The organism is Streptomyces venezuelae, from assembly GCF_008642315.1.
Classification (GTDB): domain Bacteria; phylum Actinomycetota; class Actinomycetes; order Streptomycetales; family Streptomycetaceae; genus Streptomyces; species Streptomyces venezuelae_D.
This window is the reverse complement of the sequence record NZ_CP029192.1, coordinates 1,174,542-1,194,398: the sequence shown is the minus strand read 5'-3', so window position 1 is coordinate 1,194,398 and position 19,857 is coordinate 1,174,542. Positions and strand designations below refer to the sequence as shown.

The window sequence follows — 19,857 nt, the reverse complement described above, 5'->3', positions numbered from 1 at the left end:
CCCGCTTCGAGGACCTCTTTTGCCTCTCGGGCAAGAAAGTTGCCCGGGAGGCAAGGCTCTGGCTCAATCAACCCATGAGCCCTGCCGAGCCCAAGGAGCCCGCCGAGCCGCCCGAGGCGGCCGACGCGCTCCCCGCCGTGGCGCCCCAGCTGCGTGAACTGCGCCGCCGCGCCTCCCTGACCCTGGAGGCCGCGGCCCGCACGGCCGGGCTGTCGCCCGCCCATCTCTCCCGCCTGGAGACCGGGCAGCGCCAGCCTTCCCTGCCGATGCTGCTCACCCTCGCACGGGTCTACGGTACGACGGTCTCGGAACTGCTCGGCGAGACGGTCGCCGACCGGGACGCGGTCGTCCGCGCCCCGGACATGGAACCGACCGCGGCGGGCGGCTGGACCTACTGGCAGGCGGGCGCCCCGGGCCGCGGCATGCAGGCACTGCGCGTCCACGTCCCGCACGGGGCGCAGGGCGACATCGTGCGCGTCCACCCCGGCGAGGAGTGGCTGTACGTCCTGAAGGGGCGGCTGCGGCTGCACCTGGGGGACACGGTGCACGTCCTCGCGCCCGGGGACAGCGCGCACTTCGACTCGCTGACCCCGCACCGGATCGCCGCCGCCGACCCGGCCGGCGCCGACCTCCTGTTCGTCCACACGCTGCTGCAGAGCCCCGCCACCGCGCTGTGCCTCGGCGGCCCCACCCAGGGAGACCCGACATGACGGAACCGGAACAGCAGGGCCCTGTTCAGCCGGAGCGGCCCGCCCGCAACACCATGGAGGAGAAGTTCCCCCGAGCGCTCTGGGTCCGACTGATCATCTATGTGGCGGTCGGCCACCTCTTCGCGGCCTTCCTCTACCTGCTCTTCGAAGTGGGCGCGAACAACCAGTAGCGCCCGCTCGCCCCGCTCAGTCGAGGAGGCGTTCGCGCAGCCGCTCGCGGGTCTCGGGGCTGAGCTCCAGACCCGCGGAGAGGTACGTGTCCACGTCGCCCCAGGTCTCCTCGATGGTCTCGTATGCCGCCGCCAGGTACTCGGCGCGGGCGTCGAAGAGAGGGTCGAGGAGCTCCATGACCTCGGGCGACATCGCGTCGGCCGAGCTGTCCGAGCGGTGCACCTTGTAGCGGCGGTGCTTCACGTTCGACTTGAGGTAGTCCGCCTCGATCGCCTCGCGCTCCACGCCCACGGCGAGGAGCGCGACGGCTATGGACAGGCCCGCGCGGTCCTTGCCCGCCGCACAGTGCATCAGGGCCGGCACGCTGTCCTCGGCGAGCGCGTGCAGGACCTGGCTGTGCTCGGCGGTGCGCTCCTTGATGATCGCCCGGTACGCGGCGCCCATGCGGTCGGCGGCCCTGCCGTCGGAGAGGATCGAGCGCAGCTGGTCGAGGTCGCCGTCGCGCACCATCCTCCAGAACTCGGCGCCGTCGGCCGGGTCGGTCAGCGGCAGATTCACGTTCCGCACGCCGGGCAGCTCGACGTCGGGCCCCTCGAGGCGCTGGTCGGCGGCGTTGCGGAAGTCGAAGATCGTGTGCAGGCCCAGCGAGGAGAGGAACGCGGCGTCGTCGGCGGTGGCGTGCGCCAGATGACCGCTGCGGAAGAGCGTGCCCCGGCGGACGCGCCGGCCGTCCACGGTCGGCAGGCCGCCCACGTCACGGAAATTGCGCACTCCGGCGAGGTCGGGCTCCGACAGCTCCACCAGCGCTGCCAGCTCTGTCGGCGGGGACTCCTGCGTCACGGGCTCTCCTCGGGCTCTGCGCCGGCGCGGCTCGCCGGTAGATGCGTCTTCGACGATACGACATGGCTTCCTGAGGCAATCAAGTCCCGGCGGAGGCCCTCTCGTGACGCGTCAGGCCAGGGGTTCGCCGGTCTCCAGGAGGGTCTTGAGGCTGGAGAGGATGGCCGGCCAGCCCTGGCTGCACATGGACTGCAGCGTGCCCGCTCCGTCGAACTCGTGCGTGACGGTCAGCTTCACCTGATCGCCCTCGGGCTCCAGGTCGAAGGTGACCCGCGAACGGCGCTCGCTCGCGAGCCGTGCGCGCAGCTCCTCGTCGATGTTGTTGGCCTCGGCCCACTGCGTGCTGAAGGTGTGCCAGGTGTAGGCGAGTCTGCGGTGCGGTTCGTGGACGAGGACGACCTGCTCGGGGTCCTCCGTGGTGGCGCCCGTCTCGGTCCAGGTCATCGTCGACCCCGGTGTCCAGTCGGTGTCGAAGCCCACGCCCCAGTACCGGCGGGTGAAGGCCGGGTCGGTCAGGGCCTGCCAGAGCCGCTCCGGGGTGGTGCGGATGTATGTCGTGTACACGAAGGTCGTGCTGTCGCTGCCCATGGTCGGTTGCTCCAATGCTCTCTTCAGGTCCGCGAGGGCGTGCGCCCGTTCGCGGTCGAACCGGTTGATCCATCGCTCGGCGATGGCGTTGATCGGAGCGGCGTTCAGGTAGTGCAGCTTCTCCCGCCCCTGCCGCACCGTGGTCACGAGCTCGGCGGCCTCCAGTACGGCGAGGTGCTTGCTCACCGACTGCCTGGCCATGTCCAGACCCGCGCACAGCTCCCGCAGGGTCTGTCCGTTGCGGTCCCGCAGCCGGTCCAGCAGCTGCCGTCGGCTCGGATCGGCCAGCGCCTTGAACGCCGCGTCCACCTTCTGCCACCCCCAGTCATGCAGCCGGGCGGCTGCACTTTCATAATGGGCAGCCGAACGGCTGCATGTCAATCGGAGGGCTGTATGCCGACCAGGAGAGAGGCCGATGGTTGAAGCCGAGGCTTATTCCGAAATTGGGTGAATCTTGACCGGTGGCTTATCTCACGCACCGTCAACCCCTCCCTACGGTGGCGTAGGTCACTTAGGGAGGTGAAGGATGTGACGTCGTGAGCGCAGAGTCGACAACCTTCATCAATCACCCCATCAACAACGGCGTAATCAACTCCTACGCAGCGGTCGGCGACAGCTTCACCGAAGGCGTGGGCGACCCGGCGCCCGACGGAACCTTCGTCGGCTGGGCCGACCGCCTCGCGGTCCTGCTGGACGACCGGGTGCCCGAGCACACCTTCCGGTACGCCAACCTCGCCGTCCGCGGCAAGCTCCTCGACCAGATCGTCGAGGACCAGCTGCCGCGCGCCAAGGAGCTCGCCCCCGACCTGGTGACCTTCTGCGCCGGGGGCAACGACATCATCCGGCCCGGCACCGACCCCGACGAGGTCGCCGAGCGGTTCGAGCGCGCCGTCGCCGACCTCTCGTCGGCGGTCGGCACGGTCATGGTGACCACCGGCTTCGACACCCGCGGCGTCGCGGTGCTCAAGCACCTGCGCGGCAAGATCGCCACGTACAACATGCATGTCCGTGCCATCGCGGACCGCTACGGCTGCCCCGTCCTCGACCTGTGGTCCCTCAAGACCGTCCAGGACCGCAGGGCCTGGGACGGCGACCGGCTGCACCTCTCCGCCGAGGGCCACACGCGCGTCGCGCTGCGGGCCGGTCAGGTCCTCGGACTCGACGTGCCCGCCGACCCCGACCAGCCGTGGCCCCCGCTGCCGCCGCGCGGCACGCTGGAGGTGCGCCGCGACGACATCCACTGGGCGCGCGAGTACCTGGTGCCGTGGTTCGGACGGCGCATCCGCGGCGAGAGCTCGGGGGACCACGTGGAGGCGAAGGGCTTCCGCAACATCGACGCCCTCAAGATGCAGATCCACTCCGGTTCCTGAACCACCCGGGCCCGCCGTGCCCGCAACCATCGACCGCCCGGGGCCGTCTGGACAGGCGGGGACGGAAGGCGGACGCTGCGGGCAGGCGCGGCGGACGGACGCGCGCGGCCGGGGCGCCGCGCGTGCGGGACGGGGGCGGAGTGGGGGAGATCGGAGCGGACGAGGGCGTCTTCGCGCGGCTGCGCGCGACGGACTTCGCCTACCTCGACGAGACGCGGCAGATCTATCTGGACCACACCGGCGCAGCACCCGCGCCCCGCGGCCTCGTGCGGGCGCAGGCCGCGCGGCTGAGCGGGCGGGCGTTCGGCAACCCGCACACCGAGAGCCCCGCGTCCACGGCGTCGACCGAGCTGATCGAGGAGGCCAGGCTGCGGGTCCTGCGGTTCCTCGACGCGGATCCCGCCGAGTACACGGTGGTGTTCACGGCCAACGCCTCGCAGGCCGTCAAACTGGTCGCCGAGGCCTACCCGTTCCACCGCCGCTCGGCATCGCTGCTCCTCACCCAGGACAACCACAACTCCGTCAACGGAGTACGGGAGTTCGCGCGCGCCGCACACGCCAAGGTCGGCCTCGTACCGTTCACGGGCGACGAACTGCGGGTCTCCGGAGCGGCCGTGCGCAGGGCACTCGACGGGCGGCGCCGAGGCCTGTTCTGCTATCCGGCGCAGAGCAACTTCACCGGCGTACGGCATCCGTTGGAGTGGACAGCGCGGGCCAGGGCGGCCGGATGGCACACGCTCCTCGACGCGGCGGCGTACCTGCCGACCGGCAAGCTGTCCCTGCGCCGGACGCCCGCGGACTTCGTGGTCGCCAGCTGGTACAAGGTCTTCGGCTACCCCTCCGGCGTGGGCAGCCTGGTGGCCCGGCGCGAGGCGCTCGCCGGACTGCGCCGCCCCTGGTTCGCGGGCGGCACGATCCAGGTCGTCAGCGCACGGGCGCGCTGGCACCGCATGGCGCAGGCCCCCGCCGCCTTCGAGGACGGCACCCCCGACTTCCACGCCGTCCCGCAGGTGACCACCGGACTCGACTGGTACGACGAGGTGGGCGCCGAAGCCGTGGGCGCGCACGTGAACCGGCTGACCGGACGCCTGCTGCGGGGACTCGCCGAGTTACGGCACCCGGGCGGCAGGCCGCTCGTGCGCGTCTACGGCCCGCGCGGCACCGCCGGGCGCGGCGGGACGGTCGCCCTGAACGTCCTGGACACCCGCGGCAAGGTCGTCGACGAACGGATCGTGGCCCGCGAGTGCGCCGCGGCGGGCATCTCGGTCCGCACCGGCTGCTTCTGCAACCCGGGCGCGGGGGAAGAGGCCTTCACCATCGCGCCGCGCCTGCTCCGGCGCACCGGCACGGAGCGGTGGCGCGCCGAGACCATCGACGGCTACATCCGGCGCCTCGGCCTGCCCTCCGGCGGCGCCGTGCGCGTCTCGCCCGGCATCGCGAACGTCACCGAGGACATCGACGGCTTCCTCGATTTCCTGTACGCCACCTTCGCCGCCGCCACCCCGGTCAGGGGCGACCTGGCCCCCCGTCTGACGTGCTGAGGGCCTCGCCGAGCCGGTGGGTCGACGCGGGACAGCGCCGTCGCAGCACCAGCCACGCCACGACGAGCAGCGCCACGGCGCACCCGGCGAGGATCACCCAGCCCACCCACGCCGGATGCCCGAAGGTCTCCCCGTACGAGTCGAGCAGCGCCCGGCCCTCCGCGCCGCCGCCCCGCCACAGCTCCTCCAGACCGGCCCCGGAGCCCAGGGCCTCGAACGCCCACCGGTTGGTCATCGCGACACTGATCCACCGCCCGCCCGCGGCCATCCCGGGCACCGGCACGAACGCCCCCGAGAACAGCACCTGAGGGAAGCACAGCAGCGGCAGCACCAGCGCCGCCTGGCTCGGTTCGGAGACCAGGGCCGAACAGCACAGGCCGAGCGCGAGCGCCGCGAACGACGCCAGCGCCGTCGTCACGAACAGCGAGGCGTGGACAGAGAGTTCGGCGCTCGGCAGCCGGTCGAGGGCGCGCAGCACCACGAGCAGCAGCGCGTCCGCGAGGAGCAGGACGGGCCCGAGGACGGTGAGCTTGGCCAGCAGATAGGGCCACAACCGCAGTACCGTCCTGCGCTCCCTGCGCACCACCGCCAACTCGCCGCAGATCTGCGGGAGTCCATAGGCGAGCCCGAAGAAGAAGGCGCCGAACGCGATCCAGAACAGCACCATCGCGGAGGCCGCGGGCGACGGATCGCCGGGGTCGAAGGCACCGGGGCGGAACAGCAGCGCGAACATCGCGATGATGATGAGCGGCGACCCGATGGTGATGGCGGCGGTCAGCCGGTCGTGCCGCAGCAGCCGCAGGTCACGGCCGGTCAGGACGGCCCACTGGCGCAGGCGGCCGGTGGCGGGGGAGAAGCGGGGGCGAGCGGCGGGCGCCGCCGGTTCGTGCTGGTGCCGCGACCCGCCGTCCGCTGTCGGCACCTCCACGGCGTACAGGGCCTCGAACGTCCCGTCGGGCGACAGCCGCAGCAGCTCGGCCGGGGTGCCGCAGGGGCCGGGTCTGCCGTTCGGCGCGATGAACAGCACCTGGTCGCAGTGGTGCAGATCGGCGGGCGTGTGCGTGGTGAACACGACGGTGACGCCGCTCGCCGCGAGCCGTAGGAGGTGCTGCGTCAGCTGCGCCCCGGTGAGCGGATCGAGTCCGGACGTCGGCTCGTCGAGGAAGAGGAGCCGCGGACGGGAGAGCAGTTCGATCGCGATGCTCGCCCGCTTGCGCTGGCCTCCGCTGAGCGTCCGCACGGGCTGTTCGGCCGCCTCCGCGAGCCCCAACTCCGCAAGTACGAGGGGCACATCGCCGGGGTCGGTGCCGCGCAACCGGGCCGCGTACTCCAGGGCGGTCCGCAGTGGCAGCGCGCGGTGCACGATGTCGTCCTGCGGCACGAACCCGTACCGCAACGTCTGCGGCGTCCTCGCCCCGCCGTCGGCCACGGCGGTCCGCACCGACACCCGCCCGGCGCGCGGCACCCGCAGCCCCGCAAGGACCTCGAGGAGCAGCGTCTTGCCCGCGCCGCTGCCGCCCGCGACACCCAGCACGCGCCCGGGCCCGACCGTCGGCACGTCGATCCCGGACAGCGCCACACCGCCGCCCGGCAGCACCAGTTCGACGCCGCGCGCCGAGAGCTCCACGCCCGGCCGGTCCACGGACGTCACCGGCCGCCCGTCCGCAGGGACGCGGTGATCTCGTCGAGGACCCCGATGTCCTCGATCGTCGCCGGAACGGTGTAGTCCCGGCCGTCGGCGATCGCCCGGACCGTGCCGCGCAGAATCTTCCCGGAGCGGGTCTTGGGCAGCCTCGGCACGGCCACCACCCGGCGCGGGGTGGCGACGGCGCCGATGCGGCTCCGCACCAAGGAGCGCAGCTCCGCCTCCACGTCGCCGGCCGGCCGGTCCACGCCCTGGCGCAGCACGACCAGGCCGAGCGGCAGCTCGCCCTTGAGCTGGTCCGCGACGCCCACCACCGCGCACTCCGCCACGTCCGGATGGTCGGCGAGCACCTCTTCCATGGCGCCGGTCGACAGCCGATGCCCCGCCACGTTGATGACGTCGTCGAGGCGGCCCATCACGAAGACGTGGCCGTCCTCGTCGACATGGCCGCCGTCGCCGGTCAGATAGTGGCCCGGGTAGCGGCTCAGATAGGTGGCCGCGAACCGCTCGTCGTCGCGGTAGAGCGTGGTCAGACTGCCCGGCGGGAGCGGCAGGCGCAGGGCGAGGGTGCCGTCCGTGCCGGGCGGGCACTCCTCGCCCGCCTCGTCCAGGACGCGCAGGTCCCAGCCCGGCATCGGCCTGCCGGGCGAGCCCGACCTGGCGGGCAGCGCCTCGATGCCGAGCGGGTTGGCGACGATCGGCCAGCCCGTCTCGGTCTGCCACCAGTGGTCGACGACGGGCAGGTCAAGGAGCTCACGCGCCCAGTGGTACGTGTCGGGGTCCAGGCGCTCGCCCGCCAGGAACAGGGCGCGCAGCGACGACACGTCGTGCTCGGCCAGGTGCGCGCCCTTCGGGTCGTCGCGCTTGATGGCACGGATCGCCGTCGGCGCGGTGAACAGGGTGCGCACCCCGTGCTGCGCGACGACCCGCCAGAACGCGCCCGCGTCCGGCGTGCCGACCGGCTTGCCCTCGTACAGGAGCGTGGTGCAGCCGGCGAGCAGCGGTGCGTAGACGATGTACGAGTGCCCGACGACCCAGCCCACGTCGGACGCCGTCCAGAAGACCTCGCCGGGCCGGGCGTCGTAGATGTGCTCCATGCTCCAGCGCAGCGCCACGGCGTGGCCGCCGTTGTCGCGGACCACGCCCTTCGGGGAGCCGGTCGTGCCGGAGGTGTAGAGGATGTAGAGCGGGTCCGTGGCGGCCACCGGCACACAGTCGACGCTCGGCGCCGTACGGACCGCGTCCGCCCAGTCGAGGTCCCGTCCGGCCCGCAACTCCGCCCGCTCCTGCGGCCGCTGGAGGATCACGCAGGCCTCCGGGCGGTGCGCGCACTGCTCCAGCGCGGCGTCCAGAAGCGGCTTGTACGCGATGACCCGGTCGACCTCGATGCCGCACGACGCCGAGAGCACCACCTTGGGGCGCGCGTGGTCGACGCGGGCCGCGAGCTCGGGCGCCGCGAAGCCCCCGAACACCACGGAGTGCACGGCGCCGATGCGCGCGCACGCCAGCATCGCGACGGCCGCCTCGGGCACCATCGGCATATACACGACGACGGTGTCGCCCTTGCCGACGCCGAGTTCCGTGAGCATTCCCGCGGTGCGCGCGACCTCGTCGAGCAGTTCCCGGTAAGTGATGCCGCGGACCGTGCCGGTGACGGGGCTGTCGTGGATCAGTGCCGTACGGTCTCCGTGCCCGGCCAGGACGTGCCGGTCCAGGGCGTTGTGACAGGTGTTCAGCGCACCGCCCGCGAACCACCGGGGCGCGGTGGGCGCCTCGGCGTCCAGGACCGTGGCGGGCGGCACGTACCAGTCGACGGCCTCGGCCGCGCGGCCCCAGAAGGCCGTCGGGTCCAGGAGGCTCTCGCGGTGGGCACTCTCGTAACTCGTCGGCCTTGGCAACCGGTCACTCCGCTCTTCCGAGGTGTCTGGACGGCATCGTGGGGCGAACGCCCGCCATCGTAAAGGGAGTCGGCCGGTGAGGTGACAGGGCTGGAGTGGCGCGGACCCGCGCGGGCGCGCCGGTGCTGGGATGACGGCGAACCGTCCCCGCAGGGACGGGCAGCCGGAAGGGACCCCCGTCATGCGCTCAGCACGTTCCGTACGTTCCGTCAGTGCCCTCGCCCTGGCGCTCGCCGCCCTCGGGCTGCCGGGCGCCCCCGCCATCGCCGCCCAGACCGCGCCCGCCGCCCTCCCGGCCGCCGTCGCGGCACCCGATCCGGCGACGGTGAGCGTGACCGGGGCGGGCAGCGCTTCGGCGGCGCCCGACATGGCCGTGCTCACCGCCGGCGTCGAGGTCACCCGGCCGACCGCCGACAAGGCGCTCACCGAGCAGAGCGCCGCGGCCGACGCGCTGCTGGCCGCCGCACGCGCCGCGGGCGTCGCCGAGCGCGACATCAGGACCGAGAACCTCTCCCTGTCCGCGGTGTACCGGAACCGGGACGGCGACCCGGACCAGTACGAGGCCACGGGCGCGAGGGGCGAGGACGGGCTCTTCGTCGGCCACCGGGCCACGCAGATGTTTTCCTTGATCATCCGTGACATCGAGAAGACCGGCGCCGTCGTCCGCGCGGTCGCCGACGCCCCCGGCGACGCGAGCCGCATCCACTCGGTCGCCTTCGACGTGCAGAACCCGCAGGCGCTGCGCGCCAGGGCCCGTACGTCGGCGTACGAGGACGCCAAGGACAAGGCCGCGCAGTACGCCCGGCTGAGCGGCCGGGGCCTGGGCCGCCTGCTCTCGCTGGAGGAGAGCGACAGCGGACGCCCCCGGCCGGTGGCGGTCCCGGTGGCCTCCTTCTCCAAGGACTCGGTGCCGGTGGCGCCGGGGCGGATCCAGGACGAGGTCACGGTGACGGCGGTGTACGAGCTGCGGTGACGCGGTGCGCCGGGCGGGCTGGGCACCGGCGCAGGTGGCCCCGCAGGACTCAGCCGGGGCCCGTGGACATAATGGGGAGGCCTATTCACCCCCCTCAGGAGGTCCCGTGTCCCGGTTCCTGATCCCCGGGCTGCGCTCGCTGCGGTCCGCTGCCTTCGGAGCGGATCCCTCGGGTGCCCGGCTGGCACGCATCCGAAGGTCGCCGAATTTCTCCGTGGCGGAGGGATCCTTCCAGAACCCCGTGGGGGCGCGGACCCGGCCTACCGGGTCGTCCCTGGAGTTCGCCAAGATCTACTTCCGCAAGGAGGAGCGCGTACGCCGCGGACCCGCCGGAACGGTCCCCGTGCACGCCACCACCCTCGCCGACCTCGCCAAGCCGCCGAACGGCGGACTGCGGGTCACCTGGATGGGTCACTCCAGCGTCCTGGTCGAGATCGAGGGGCGGCGCGTCCTCTTCGACCCGGTGTGGGGAGAGCGGTGCTCGCCCTTCTCCTTCGCGGGGCCCAAGCGGCTGCACCCGGTACCGGTGCCGCTGGAGGCGCTCGGTCCCGTCGACGCGGTGGTGATCTCGCACGACCACTACGACCACCTGGACATGCCCACCATCAGGGCCCTCACCGGTACGGACACGGTGTTCGCGGTGCCGCTCGGCGTCGGCGCCCACCTGGAGCGGTGGGGCGTGCCGGCCGACCGGCTGCGCGAACTGGACTGGCACGAGTCGGCGAAGGTGTCGGGGCTGACCCTCACGGCCACCCCCGCCCGGCACTTCTGCGGGCGCGGCCTGCGCAACCAGCAGCACACGCTCTGGGCGTCGTGGGTGGTGGCGGGGTCCGAGCACCGCGTCTACCACAGCGGCGACACGGGCTACTTCGCCGGTTTCCAGGAGATCGGCGCCGCGTACGGGCCGTTCGACGCGACGATGATCCAGATCGGCGCCTACAGCGAGTTCTGGCCCGACATCCACATGACGCCAGAGGAAGGCGTACAGGCCCACCTGGACCTCCAGGGCGGAGCATCGCACGGCGTACTCCTGCCGATCCACTGGGGGACGTTCAACCTCGCCCCGCACGCCTGGTCGGAGCCGGGCGAGGACACCATGGCGGCGGCACGCCGCGCGGGCGCCGCCATCGCGCTGCCCTGCCCCGGCGAACCCTTCGAGCCCGGCACGCCGTCCGTGCCGACGACACCGTGGTGGCGCGGCGTCGCCCGCACGCCGAAGGGCGGGTGGCCGGAGCCGGCCGCGGCGGACACCGCCGGAACCGAGCGGACGCGCCCGTCGGACAGCGGCGAGCCGGAGGCGGCGCCCGTCGGGTGACGCGGGATGGGGCACCCCTGTGCCCCGTCACCTGTGTCCCCGTCCACCTGCGTCCCCGTCACCTCACGCGGTGCGTGCGCGGTGTCTGCGCACCGCGTCGCGGTTGGCGCAGCGCTGCGAGCAGTAGCGCTGCCGTCCCGTGCGCGAGGTGTCGGCGAAGAGCGTCGTGCACTCCGCCACCGCGCACCGCCGCAGCCGGTGCATGCCCCGGCCCGCCAGATGCAGCGCGGTGCCCACCGCGATCAGTGAGAACAGCAGGTCGCCGAGGGGCCTGTGCTCCTCGCGGTAGTGCAGGTGCCAGCCGCTGCCCGCGTGGTCGGTCAGCCGCGGATGGGACGCCGCCGCGGCCAGCATGGCGTTGACCAGCGCCGCACGCTCGTGCTCGTCGACCGCGTCGACGACCTCCTCCCAGGCGTCCAGGGCCTCCAGCGCGCGCACCAGGTCGTCGCGCGAGACCGGGCGCTCCAGCGTCAGCCCCGCCGCGCGGCAGCGGTCCGCGAGCTCCTGTGCGTCGACCGGCCGGCGGTTGGCCAGCTCGGCGGCCAGGTTCACGGCGTCCTCGCCGTAAGGGTTGAGGTGCATGAGGGCATTACAGCAGGGAAGGGCGGCGATTTGGGGCGTCCCGCGTGCGGCGCTAATCGGACCCGCGTACGAGGCGTCATACCAGAGCGGGACGCTGCCCCGCTGACTTTGTCAACTGCCCACCGCACGTGATGCGTTGCCGACTACCGTGAGTGGCCGTCGGGCGACGCAGGGATCACGACGCAGGGCTGACGTCGCGACCTGCCGACCGGCACGGCGATGCCGCAACCACGCCGCAAAGAGAGGTCCGGCCGACCGCCGGACCCTCGTCGCAACGTACCGAGGACGCAGATGTCTCACCTACGCGCACCGGCCGCCCGCGCGGACCGCCGAGAAGGCGGCCGGCACGGCAAACCCGGCAGCCGGACCGCCGCCGCACTGCCCGAGACCCACATACGGCCGCAGCTCCTGCGCATCGCCGTACTGCCGGCCGTCGCCGTGGGCCTGAGCGCCTGCGCGGCCGTGCTGTTCACCCTGCGCTCGACCGGCGCCCGGCCGGACCCCGTCCTGCTCGCCGTCCTCACCGCGGCCGCCCTGGTCGGCCTCGCCGGCATCGTGACGGCCGCGATCGCCGCCGAGCGCGCCGCCAAGACCGTGCGCGACCGCGTCATCGTGCTGCGCCGCGCCACCGCACGCGGCCAGACGGAACTGCGCGGCGTCGTCGAACAGTTGCGCCGCGGCGACCAACCGCCGACCCCCACCGCCACGGCCAGGGTCAGGCCCGGCGGCGACGAGTTCGACCAGCTCGCCGACGAACTGAACCGCGCGCAGGACGCCGCCGTGGGCGCCGTCGTGCAGGCCTCGCAGCTCTCCAGCCACGCGGGCAGCGAACAGAAGGTCGAGGTCTTCGTGAACCTCGCCCGGCGGCTCCAGTCGCTCGTGCACCGCGAGATCTCCCTGCTCGACGAGTTGGAGAACGAGGTCGAGGACCCCGAACTGCTCAAGGGCCTCTTCCACGTCGACCACCTCGCGACCCGCATCCGCAGGCACGCCGAGAACCTCGCCGTCCTCGGCGGCGCCGTCTCGCGCCGCCAGTGGAGCAACCCGGTCTCCATGCACGAGGTGATGCGCTCCGCCATCGCGGAGGTCGAGCAGTACTCGCGCGTCAAACTCGTGCCGCCCATCGACGGCACCCTGCGCGGCCACGCGGTCGCCGACGTCATCCACCTGCTCGCCGAACTCGTCGAGAACGCCACGGTGTTCTCCGCGCCGCACACCCAGGTCCTCCTGCGCGCCAACCTCGTCACCGCCGGGATCGCCGTGGAGGTCGAGGACCGCGGCCTCGGCATGCCCGTCACCGAGCAGAACAAGATGAACCGCCTCCTCACCGACCCCGACCAGGTCGACGTCGCCGGCCTGCTGCAGGACGGCCGCATCGGCCTCTTCGTGGTCTCCGCGCTCGCCCGCAGGCACGGCGTCGCGGTGCGGCTGCAGACCAACATCTACGGCGGCGTCCAGGCCGTGCTGATCCTGCCGCAGGAACTGCTGGGCGGCGATCAGGAGGCCGACCCGGTCACCCGCCGCCGCCCGGCGGCCGAAGAGGCGTCGCGGGGCGCCGCCGGGAGCGCAGGAGAAGAAGCGCGGGACGCGGCACGCCCCGCGGCGCACGCCGACCCCCCGGCCTGGCCGGACCCCACCCCTCTCCAGCCCCACACCCACGTACAGCCCCAGCCCGAACCGCAGTCCCAACCCGCGCCCCACCCAGCGGCCCAGGCCCCCGCACCGCCCAAGCCGCGCACCGCGACCGGCGCGTCACCCGCACCCCTCCCCGTGCGCGGCGCCCGCCAGGAACGCCCGACGCCCGCCGACGCCACCCCCGGCATCCGGCCCGAGGACCGGCAGGCGGCCGCCGAGCACGCCGCGGCACCGCCGACACCCCGCAACGGCGCCGTGCGCGGCCGGGTGGGCAGACCGCAGCTCCCCAAGCGCCGCGCCCAGGAACACATCGCACCGCAGCTGCGCGACTCCCCGTCGCCGCGGTCCGAGAACGACCAGCTCATCGGCCACGACCCGGGCCTGATGGCCGCGTTCCAGCGCGGCATCGGCCTCGCCCAGGCGCAGGACGCGCGCGAACCCACCCCGCGGGACCACCGGGCCGGCGCCCCGCACGACGGGCAAGGACACGGCGGCTGACCAGTACCCCGGGCCCGACCCCCGCCCCCCACCGCTGCTTGCGCAGACCTACGTACGTCCGTACCTCAAGGAGTCGATCCACCATGGCGAGCGATGCGCCGACCGGCCATGTATCCGATCTCGACTGGCTGATGAGCGGCCTCGTGCAGCGCGTGCCGCACACGCACAGCGCCGTCCTGCTCTCCTCCGACGGACTCGTGAAGTCGGTGCACGGCCTCGAACCGGACAGCGCCGACCACATGGCCGCCCTCGCCTCCGGGCTCTACTCGCTGGGCCGCAGCGCGGGCATCCGCTTCGGCGACGGCGGCGACGTCCGGCAGGTCGTCGTCGAACTGGACTCCACCCTCCTGTTCGTCTCCACCGCGGGCTCGGGCACCTGCCTGGCGGTCCTCGCGGGACGCGACGCGGACGCGGCCGTCCTCGGCTACGAGATGGCGATGCTGGTCAAGAGCGTCCGTCCGTACCTGGTCACCGCTCCCCGGCAAGCCGTCGGCGAACCCGCGCCGATGAGGCATTGAGGATGGCGGCCCCGCACGACGGGCCCTGGCTCGACGACGCCGCGGGGCGGCTGGTCCGCCCCTACACCGTCAGCAACGGACGGACGAGACCGAGCAGCCAACTCGACCTGCTCTCCCTGGTGATGGCGTCCGGCTCCACCCCGCTCGGCTACCTCGGGCCCGAGCATTCCACGGCCCTGGGACTGTGCGAGGAGCCGACCTCCGTCGCCGAGATCGCGGCCCAGCTGAAGCTGCCCGCCGCCGTGGCCAAAGTGATCCTCTCGGATCTCCTCGACTGCGGGGCCCTCACCCAGAAGGCCCCGGACTTCTACCACAACCCCACTGACCGGTCCCTGTTGGAGGCAGTGCTCGATGGATTACGACGACAGCTCTGACCCCTTCCCCACCGCACTGAAAATCCTGGTCGCGGGTGGCTTCGGGGTCGGCAAGACGACCTTCGTCGGCGCGGTCAGCGAGATCGCGCCGCTCAGCACCGAGGAACTGCTCACCACGGTCAGCGAGGGCACCGACGACCTGTCGGGCGTGGAGAACAAGACCACGACGACGGTCGCCATGGACTTCGGAAGGATCACCCTCGACCCCGAACACGTGCTGTACCTCTTCGGCACGCCGGGGCAGGAGCGTTTCTGGTTCATGTGGGACGAGCTCTCCGAGGGGGCGCTCGGCGCGGTGGTGCTCGCCGACACACGGCGCCTGGAGGACTGCTTCGCCGCCGTGGACTTCTTCGAGCAGCGCGGCATGGGTTTCATCGTGGCGATCAACGAATTCGACGGCGCCTACCGCTACGAACCGGAGGAAGTGCGTTCCGCGATCGACCTCGACCCTCAAGTACCCGTCGTGCGCTGCGACGCGCGCATCTCCAGTTCCGGCATCCAGACCCTGCTCATCCTCGTCAAGCACCTCCTCAACCACGCCCCCGCTGCCAGCTACGGAGCCCACACGTGATGCATGACCCGACCGGGCGCCTCCTGCTCACTCCCGTGGACAAGGAGGCGCCCGCGCGGGTGCGGAGGCTGCGCGGGCTCGGGATCGGGCAGTATCCCGAACCGGCCTTCGACGCCTTCGCGGACCGGCTCGCCGATCTGACCGGCGCGCCGTACGCGATGGTCAACTTCCTCGACGAGAACGGACAGTTCTTCGCCGGCCTGCACGCCCCGGGGCACCCGGACCGCGCGGCGAGCCGCTACATGACCCGCGACCACGGGTACTGCCCGCACGTGGTCGTCCGCCGCAAGGCCCTCGTCCTGGAGGACGTCCGCGACTATCCGCGGTTCGCGGGCAACCCCGTGGTCGACGAGACCGGCATCCGCTCCTACCTGGGCGCACCCCTGATCGACCGCACGTCGACGGTGCTCGGCACGGTCTGCGTCGTGGACGTCGAGCCGCGCCGCTGGGGAACGGCGGGGCTCGACACGATCAAACGCATGGCCGCGGAACTGGTCGAGCAGATCCACCGGCGTGAGGAGGGCGGTATCTGACGCGGTCCCGCGGCACGGACCCCGTTCTCCACGACCGCCTCAGGGCGACGTCCACGCGTCGGCGGGAAGAAACCTCGTCGGTGCGTGCATGGCCTCGTGGGGGAGGAAGACCGGCCGCGTGAGCAGACGGTCCCCTGCCCGCTGGGCGCACACGACCACGCCGAGGCTGGCCGACCCCGGTTCGCCGAGCTTCACGTAGAAGAGCTCCGAGAAGGGCTCGCGGGTCTCGGAACGGTCGATGATCCACTGCTCGACCTCCGACGGCACGCGGCCCACCAGGGCTGTGCCGTCGGCGAAGACTTGCGGCCCCTTCGAGGCGTCGACCGAGATGCCCCGCAGCCGTTCGTCCAGGCCGTAGTAGAACGTCAGACCCAGCCCCCAGCACTCCCCTTTGACCGTGCCGTACCGATCCTGCGGCAGAGCCGCACGCGTGTGGTGCTGGGGGTTCCGCGTGATGCCGCCGAGCGCCGCGGTGACGTCGGCGGGGCGCATCCCGAACCGCAGCGGGCCCACGCCCTGGAACGGTTCCAGCGACCAACGCCGCCGTTCGCTCTCCGGCAGAACATCCCACACACCCCACCGATCGAACACTCGCTCACCCCTTCGTCGTCGGTCCTGGCCGCCGTGCACGACGGGTGCCGTTCAGTCGATGGTCCGGCGCCGCCTGTGTGCCGCGGCGGCCAACGCCGTGCCGACCGCGACGAAGGCGCCGCCGGCACCGATCAGCCAGCCGGTGCCGGCGCTGCTCCCGGTCTCGGCGAGGGAGCCGCTCGCGGTGGTCCTGCCGGTGTCGTCGCCGGTCGTGCCGGAGTGCTCGGCGGCTGGGTGGACGGCGCTGTTGCCGTTGCCGTTGCTGTTGCCGTTGCCGGGAGTTGGGGGAGTGGCGGGCTGGGTGTGGTCGGTGGGGCCGGTGGCTTCGCCGCCGCCGCTCGTGTCGCCCTTGCCCGGGTGTCCGCCGGCACCGGGCTTGTGCCCGCTTCCAGGCTCGCCGCCACCTCCGGGCTTGTGCCCGCTTCCAGGCTCGCCGCCGCCTCCGGGCTTCTCGCCGTCCCCGGGCCTTTCGGGATCACCCGGCTTCTCGGGGTCTCCGGGCTCCTCGGGATCCCCGGGCCTTTCGGGGTCTCCCGGCTCCCCTCCGCCCTCGGAAGGAGCGATGATCTTCGACCACACCCAGTATTCGTCGTCCGATTGGACCTGCTCGTCGTAGACCCGCGGGCCCATGAAGAAGGCGGTGAGCGGTGCGTCCGACGCGGCGCGCATGCGGAGGTGGAAGGTGGTCCGGCCCGTCGGCAACGGGAACTCCAGCAGCAGTTCGAGATCGTAGTCGCCGAGGTCCGGGGGGCTGTAGACCCTTGCGTCGCGCCAGGCGCCGTCGACCTGTATCTGGACGCGGAGATCGTCCCCGTACAAGCGGAGGCCGGAGGCTTCGGTGTTGACGGCCATGTCGAGGTCCCAGAGGTTCCCCTCGTCGTGGGGGTTGTCGACGACGAGGGTGAAGTTCGACCAGTCGTCGCCCCCGATGAGGGCGTCCGGGACGCCTTCCAGCTTGACGTCAGGGGGCGCGGGCGCGCGCGTCTCGGAGGCGTGAGCTGCCGACTTCTCCTTCGGTCCGTGGTCGGGCGCAGGCACGGCTGCATCGGGGGCCTCGGCAGGGGCTGTTGCCGTGCCCGTCTCGGAGGCGTGAGGCGTCGGCTCTTCCTTCGGGCTGTGGTCGGGCGCAGGCACGGCTGCATCGGGGGCCTCGGCAGGGGCTGTTGCCGTGCCCGTCCCGGAGGCGTGAGGCGCCGGCTCTTCCTCCGGGCTGCGGTCGGGCGCAGGCACGGCCGTGCCGGGGGCCTCGCCCGCTGCCGCAGGCGTGGCCCCGAACAGCGCCGGTGCCATCGCGGCGACGGTGGCCATCGCGGTCAGATGCTTCAGTTTCACTACGTCATCCCTCATGCGGTGTCGTGCGGTGTCGTGCGGTGCCGCGACACCAGCCTCGAACTCCGCCGCAGTACTGAGTAGACGTGTCCGACTAATGCGGTCATAAGCGGTATCTATGAGTGTGCTGAGGGAAGCGCTGACGAAGAGGTGCCGGTACCGGTCTCCGGGGGGGGACTTCACGTGAGTCCGCGACCGAGGCCACACCGACCGTGCTCTTCAAGGGAGGCAGGTCACAGGGTGAGCTCCGTACCGTCGGGAAAGCGGACGCGGACGGTGCCGCCGTCCACGGCACAGGTGATGGATTCCCGTAGCGCGCTCGGGTCGACCGTGTCCTGGGAGAGGGCGATCAGGGTGACGTGGACGCTGTCGCCGCCCGGGTGGGACGCGGCGGTCAAGAACGGTGTCGCGGAGTGCGGGCCGTACGCGTTGGACGCCACCTCGCGGGCGGTGCCCGTCTCCTCGTCCCAGCCATGCAGGGCGACGACCGCGCTGGTCAGGCCCGTCGTCGTACGAGCGAGCGCCCAGCCGGGGCCGCACTCGGTGTGCGGCTGGGCGTCGTCCGCCACGGCGTGCCCGCCCTCGCGGACGGTGGCCCCCTGCGGCGCCTTCACCCGATGCACCCGGATCTCCCAGGGACCGTGCAGCGCGCTGGTCGTCTCGATGGGATACGTCTCGTCAGTGCCCGGATACCGGGCGTCGTGGCGGGAGGCGGCGACGCGGCCCGCGCAGCTCAGCGGGTGGATGCGCAGGCGCCGCGAGGGCGTGCCGTCGGGCGCGAGGAGTGTCAGGTGGCCGTCGACGGCACGGTCCCACGCGCGGGGCGCGGTCTCCGGGGCGGTCGCGGTGGAGTAGGCGAACTTGGCGTAGTGCGGATCGTCCTGGGCGGGGCCTTCGAGGGGGTTGTGGTCGCTGCCGTGGTTGATCAGGCGGACGACGCCGTCGTGCCGGGTGCCGTGCAGCAGCCAGCCGGGCTGCGGGAGCGCCGTGTACTGGTCGGACTCCTCGACGGGCAGCGGCATTTCGCGCTCCGTCCACACCGGATGGTCGGCGGGGAGCAGCAGCCCCAGAAATCCCTTGCTCGCCCAGTAAGGGGAGGCGGGCCCCGAGTAGGCCTGCGTGGCGGGCAGAAACGTCCCGTACCAGCCGAGCGGCAGCAGCCCCCGCTCGTCGGGCACACCGCGCTCCACGAAGTGCCGTGCCGTGCCGGAGGCGAGACGCCGCGTGAGACCGGGCGCCAGCGGAGTGCAGTCGGCCAGAGCTCCCATCCACACGGGCGCGGCAGCGGCGAAGCGGTACGTCAGGGAGCGCCCCTGGTGGACGGGCGCGCCGTCGCCCCCGAAGAAGTGCGGGTAGGTGGCGAGGAACTGGGCGAGGCGCTCCCGGTAGACCTTGGCGCGGCCGCCGTCGTCCCCGCCGGTCATCCGGGCCCACAGCAGCGGGTAGAGGTGCATGGCCCAGCCGATGTAGTAGTCAAAGTTGCGTCCGTCGCCGTCGCTGTACCACCCGTCGCCGTGGTACCAGTCCTCGATGCGGTCGAGGCCACCGTCGATGTCCGCTTGGCTGTAAGGAGCGCCCACCGACGCGAGGAACTGCTCGGACACCACCTGGAACAGCCGCCAGTTGTTGTCCCAGGTCTTCCCGCCGACGAATCCGGAGAACCAGTCGACGACCCGTTCCTGGACCCGGGTGTCGAGCTTGTCCCAGATCCAGGGGCGGGTCTCGTGCAGCCCGATCGCGATGGAGGCGGCCTCCACCATCTGCTGGGAACAGTCGGTGAGTTCCGGCCAGGCCTCACCGCTGTCACGGTCCGTGCCGGTTGTCAGACCTCGCGCGTACCGTTCCACGAGACGGGGGTCCGCCTCGCCACTCGCTCCCGCGATCCGGAAGGACGCGAGAAGGAACGACCGCGCGTACCCTTCGAGCCCGTCCGACACGACCCCGGACCAACTGTTCCGCCCCGGCAGCCGGTACTGAGCGAACCCTGGCGTGGCATAGGGCACGAGAGCGTCCAACTGCCGATCAGCGAGCGCTTCCCAGTGTGCCCGAGTCCACCCGGTGAGCGGAGACAGAACACGATCGGTGGAGGGCAGGGTCAGGTGCGGGGCGGGCACGTTCTTCGCAACTCCTAGGTGGCGAGGGACAGAGGGTTCGCGCGGGGCTGCTGGGGGCGGG

19 protein-coding genes are annotated in these 19,857 nt (G+C 72.5%); 11 read left to right on the top strand and 8 right to left on the bottom strand.

Going from position 1 to position 19,857, the window contains the following annotated elements; translation table 11 throughout:
* Positions 1-74: 74 nt before the first annotated feature.
* Together DEJ48_RS04895 and DEJ48_RS04890 are read left to right on the top strand one after the other, a co-directional pair.
* The gene (locus tag DEJ48_RS04895; protein WP_150214783.1) at positions 75-710 is read left to right on the top strand and encodes a helix-turn-helix domain-containing protein; all 636 of its coding nucleotides are present in this window, start codon (positions 75-77) and stop codon (positions 708-710) included.
* Between the two features lie 53 nt (positions 711-763).
* A complete protein-coding gene (locus DEJ48_RS04890; RefSeq protein ID WP_150220970.1) occupies positions 764-880 on the top strand; it encodes a DUF6126 family protein in 117 nt (38 codons plus the stop codon).
* Positions 881-896: 16 nt separating this feature from the next.
* Here the strand turns inward: DEJ48_RS04890 and DEJ48_RS04885 are convergent, their stop codons facing one another.
* On the bottom strand, positions 897-1,721 hold the full coding sequence (locus DEJ48_RS04885; RefSeq protein WP_411757421.1) for a tyrosine-protein phosphatase: 825 nt from the start codon (positions 1,719-1,721) through the stop codon (positions 897-899).
* Between the two features lie 111 nt (positions 1,722-1,832).
* The gene (locus DEJ48_RS04880; protein WP_150214779.1) at positions 1,833-2,618 is read right to left on the bottom strand and encodes an ArsR/SmtB family transcription factor; all 786 of its coding nucleotides are present in this window, start codon (positions 2,616-2,618) and stop codon (positions 1,833-1,835) included.
* 227 nt (positions 2,619-2,845) lie between these two features.
* Between DEJ48_RS04880 and DEJ48_RS04875 the strand changes: the two genes are divergently transcribed.
* A complete protein-coding gene (locus DEJ48_RS04875; RefSeq protein ID WP_223831903.1) occupies positions 2,846-3,679 on the top strand; it encodes an SGNH/GDSL hydrolase family protein in 834 nt (277 codons plus the stop codon).
* 140 nt (positions 3,680-3,819) lie between these two features.
* Positions 3,820-5,220 carry an aminotransferase class V-fold PLP-dependent enzyme gene (locus DEJ48_RS04870; protein ID WP_150214777.1) on the top strand — a complete coding sequence of 467 codons (1,401 nt, stop codon included), beginning with the start codon at positions 3,820-3,822 and terminating at the stop codon, positions 5,218-5,220.
* Here the strand turns inward: DEJ48_RS04870 and DEJ48_RS04865 are convergent.
* Positions 5,186-6,871 (bottom strand): ATP-binding cassette domain-containing protein, encoded by a 1,686-nt coding sequence (locus DEJ48_RS04865; RefSeq protein WP_150214775.1) that lies wholly within the window; start codon positions 6,869-6,871, stop codon positions 5,186-5,188. The genes DEJ48_RS04870 and DEJ48_RS04865 overlap by 35 nt on opposite strands.
* Positions 6,868-8,763 (bottom strand): propionyl-CoA synthetase, encoded by a 1,896-nt coding sequence (locus DEJ48_RS04860; RefSeq protein WP_223831902.1) that lies wholly within the window; start codon positions 8,761-8,763, stop codon positions 6,868-6,870. Before DEJ48_RS04860 ends, DEJ48_RS04865 begins: the two co-directional genes overlap by 4 nt.
* Before the next feature lie 181 nt (positions 8,764-8,944).
* On the opposite strand from DEJ48_RS04860, the gene DEJ48_RS04855 reads away from it, so the two are divergent.
* Together DEJ48_RS04855 and DEJ48_RS04850 are read left to right on the top strand one after the other, a co-directional pair.
* A complete protein-coding gene (locus tag DEJ48_RS04855) occupies positions 8,945-9,736 on the top strand; it encodes an SIMPL domain-containing protein (RefSeq protein WP_150214771.1) in 792 nt (263 codons plus the stop codon).
* Between the two features lie 106 nt (positions 9,737-9,842).
* Positions 9,843-11,051 carry an MBL fold metallo-hydrolase gene (locus tag DEJ48_RS04850; protein WP_150214769.1) on the top strand — a complete coding sequence of 403 codons (1,209 nt, stop codon included), beginning with the start codon at positions 9,843-9,845 and terminating at the stop codon, positions 11,049-11,051.
* Positions 11,052-11,114: 63 nt separating this feature from the next.
* Here DEJ48_RS04850 and DEJ48_RS04845 read toward each other — a convergent pair whose 3' ends face one another.
* Complete coding sequence (locus tag DEJ48_RS04845) at positions 11,115-11,633, bottom strand: CGNR zinc finger domain-containing protein (protein ID WP_150214767.1); 519 nt, start codon at positions 11,631-11,633, stop codon at positions 11,115-11,117.
* Positions 11,634-11,924: 291 nt separating this feature from the next.
* On the opposite strand from DEJ48_RS04845, the gene DEJ48_RS04840 reads away from it, so the two are divergent.
* From DEJ48_RS04840 to DEJ48_RS04820, 5 genes are all read left to right on the top strand, one after another.
* Positions 11,925-13,766 carry an ATP-binding protein gene (locus tag DEJ48_RS04840; protein ID WP_150214766.1) on the top strand — a complete coding sequence of 614 codons (1,842 nt, stop codon included), beginning with the start codon at positions 11,925-11,927 and terminating at the stop codon, positions 13,764-13,766.
* An 83-nt stretch (positions 13,767-13,849) separates the two neighbouring features.
* Positions 13,850-14,284 (top strand): roadblock/LC7 domain-containing protein, encoded by a 435-nt coding sequence (locus tag DEJ48_RS04835; protein WP_150214764.1) that lies wholly within the window; start codon positions 13,850-13,852, stop codon positions 14,282-14,284.
* A 2-nt stretch (positions 14,285-14,286) separates the two neighbouring features.
* A complete protein-coding gene (locus tag DEJ48_RS04830) occupies positions 14,287-14,658 on the top strand; it encodes a DUF742 domain-containing protein (RefSeq protein WP_150214762.1) in 372 nt (123 codons plus the stop codon).
* Complete coding sequence (locus DEJ48_RS04825; RefSeq protein ID WP_150214760.1) at positions 14,636-15,229, top strand: GTP-binding protein; 594 nt, start codon at positions 14,636-14,638, stop codon at positions 15,227-15,229. The genes DEJ48_RS04830 and DEJ48_RS04825 overlap by 23 nt, the downstream gene beginning before the upstream one ends.
* Entirely contained in the window at positions 15,226-15,762 is a 537-nt protein-coding gene (locus tag DEJ48_RS04820) for a GAF domain-containing protein (RefSeq protein WP_150214758.1), read from the top strand. Before DEJ48_RS04825 ends, DEJ48_RS04820 begins: the two co-directional genes overlap by 4 nt.
* Before the next feature lie 39 nt (positions 15,763-15,801).
* Here the strand turns inward: DEJ48_RS04820 and DEJ48_RS04815 are convergent, their stop codons facing one another.
* The 3 genes from DEJ48_RS04815 to DEJ48_RS04805 form a co-directional block, all read right to left on the bottom strand.
* Positions 15,802-16,353 carry a hypothetical protein gene (locus DEJ48_RS04815; RefSeq protein ID WP_150214757.1) on the bottom strand — a complete coding sequence of 184 codons (552 nt, stop codon included), beginning with the start codon at positions 16,351-16,353 and terminating at the stop codon, positions 15,802-15,804.
* Positions 16,354-16,404: 51 nt separating this feature from the next.
* The gene (locus DEJ48_RS04810) at positions 16,405-17,685 is read right to left on the bottom strand and encodes a hypothetical protein (RefSeq protein ID WP_150214754.1); all 1,281 of its coding nucleotides are present in this window, start codon (positions 17,683-17,685) and stop codon (positions 16,405-16,407) included.
* 230 nt (positions 17,686-17,915) lie between these two features.
* Positions 17,916-19,796 carry a DUF2264 domain-containing protein gene (locus DEJ48_RS04805; protein ID WP_150214751.1) on the bottom strand — a complete coding sequence of 627 codons (1,881 nt, stop codon included), beginning with the start codon at positions 19,794-19,796 and terminating at the stop codon, positions 17,916-17,918.
* Between the last annotated feature and the right edge of the window lie 61 nt (positions 19,797-19,857).

What these genes read in the sequence shown, in the direction of transcription:
- DEJ48_RS04845 (WP_150214767.1), bottom strand. Translation starts at nt 11,633, where the DNA reads ATGCACCTCAACCCTTACGGCGAGGACGCCGTGAACCTGGCCGCCGAG.
- DEJ48_RS04840 (WP_150214766.1), top strand. Translation starts at nt 11,925, where the DNA reads ATGTCTCACCTACGCGCACCGGCCGCCCGCGCGGACCGCCGAGAAGGC.
- DEJ48_RS04835 (WP_150214764.1), top strand. Translation starts at nt 13,850, where the DNA reads ATGGCGAGCGATGCGCCGACCGGCCATGTATCCGATCTCGACTGGCTG.
- DEJ48_RS04890 (WP_150220970.1), top strand. Translation starts at nt 764, where the DNA reads ATGGAGGAGAAGTTCCCCCGAGCGCTCTGGGTCCGACTGATCATCTAT.
- DEJ48_RS04895 (WP_150214783.1), top strand. Translation starts at nt 75, where the DNA reads ATGAGCCCTGCCGAGCCCAAGGAGCCCGCCGAGCCGCCCGAGGCGGCC.
- DEJ48_RS04830 (WP_150214762.1), top strand. Translation starts at nt 14,287, where the DNA reads ATGGCGGCCCCGCACGACGGGCCCTGGCTCGACGACGCCGCGGGGCGG.
- DEJ48_RS04855 (WP_150214771.1), top strand. Translation starts at nt 8,945, where the DNA reads ATGCGCTCAGCACGTTCCGTACGTTCCGTCAGTGCCCTCGCCCTGGCG.
- DEJ48_RS04825 (WP_150214760.1), top strand. Translation starts at nt 14,636, where the DNA reads ATGGATTACGACGACAGCTCTGACCCCTTCCCCACCGCACTGAAAATC.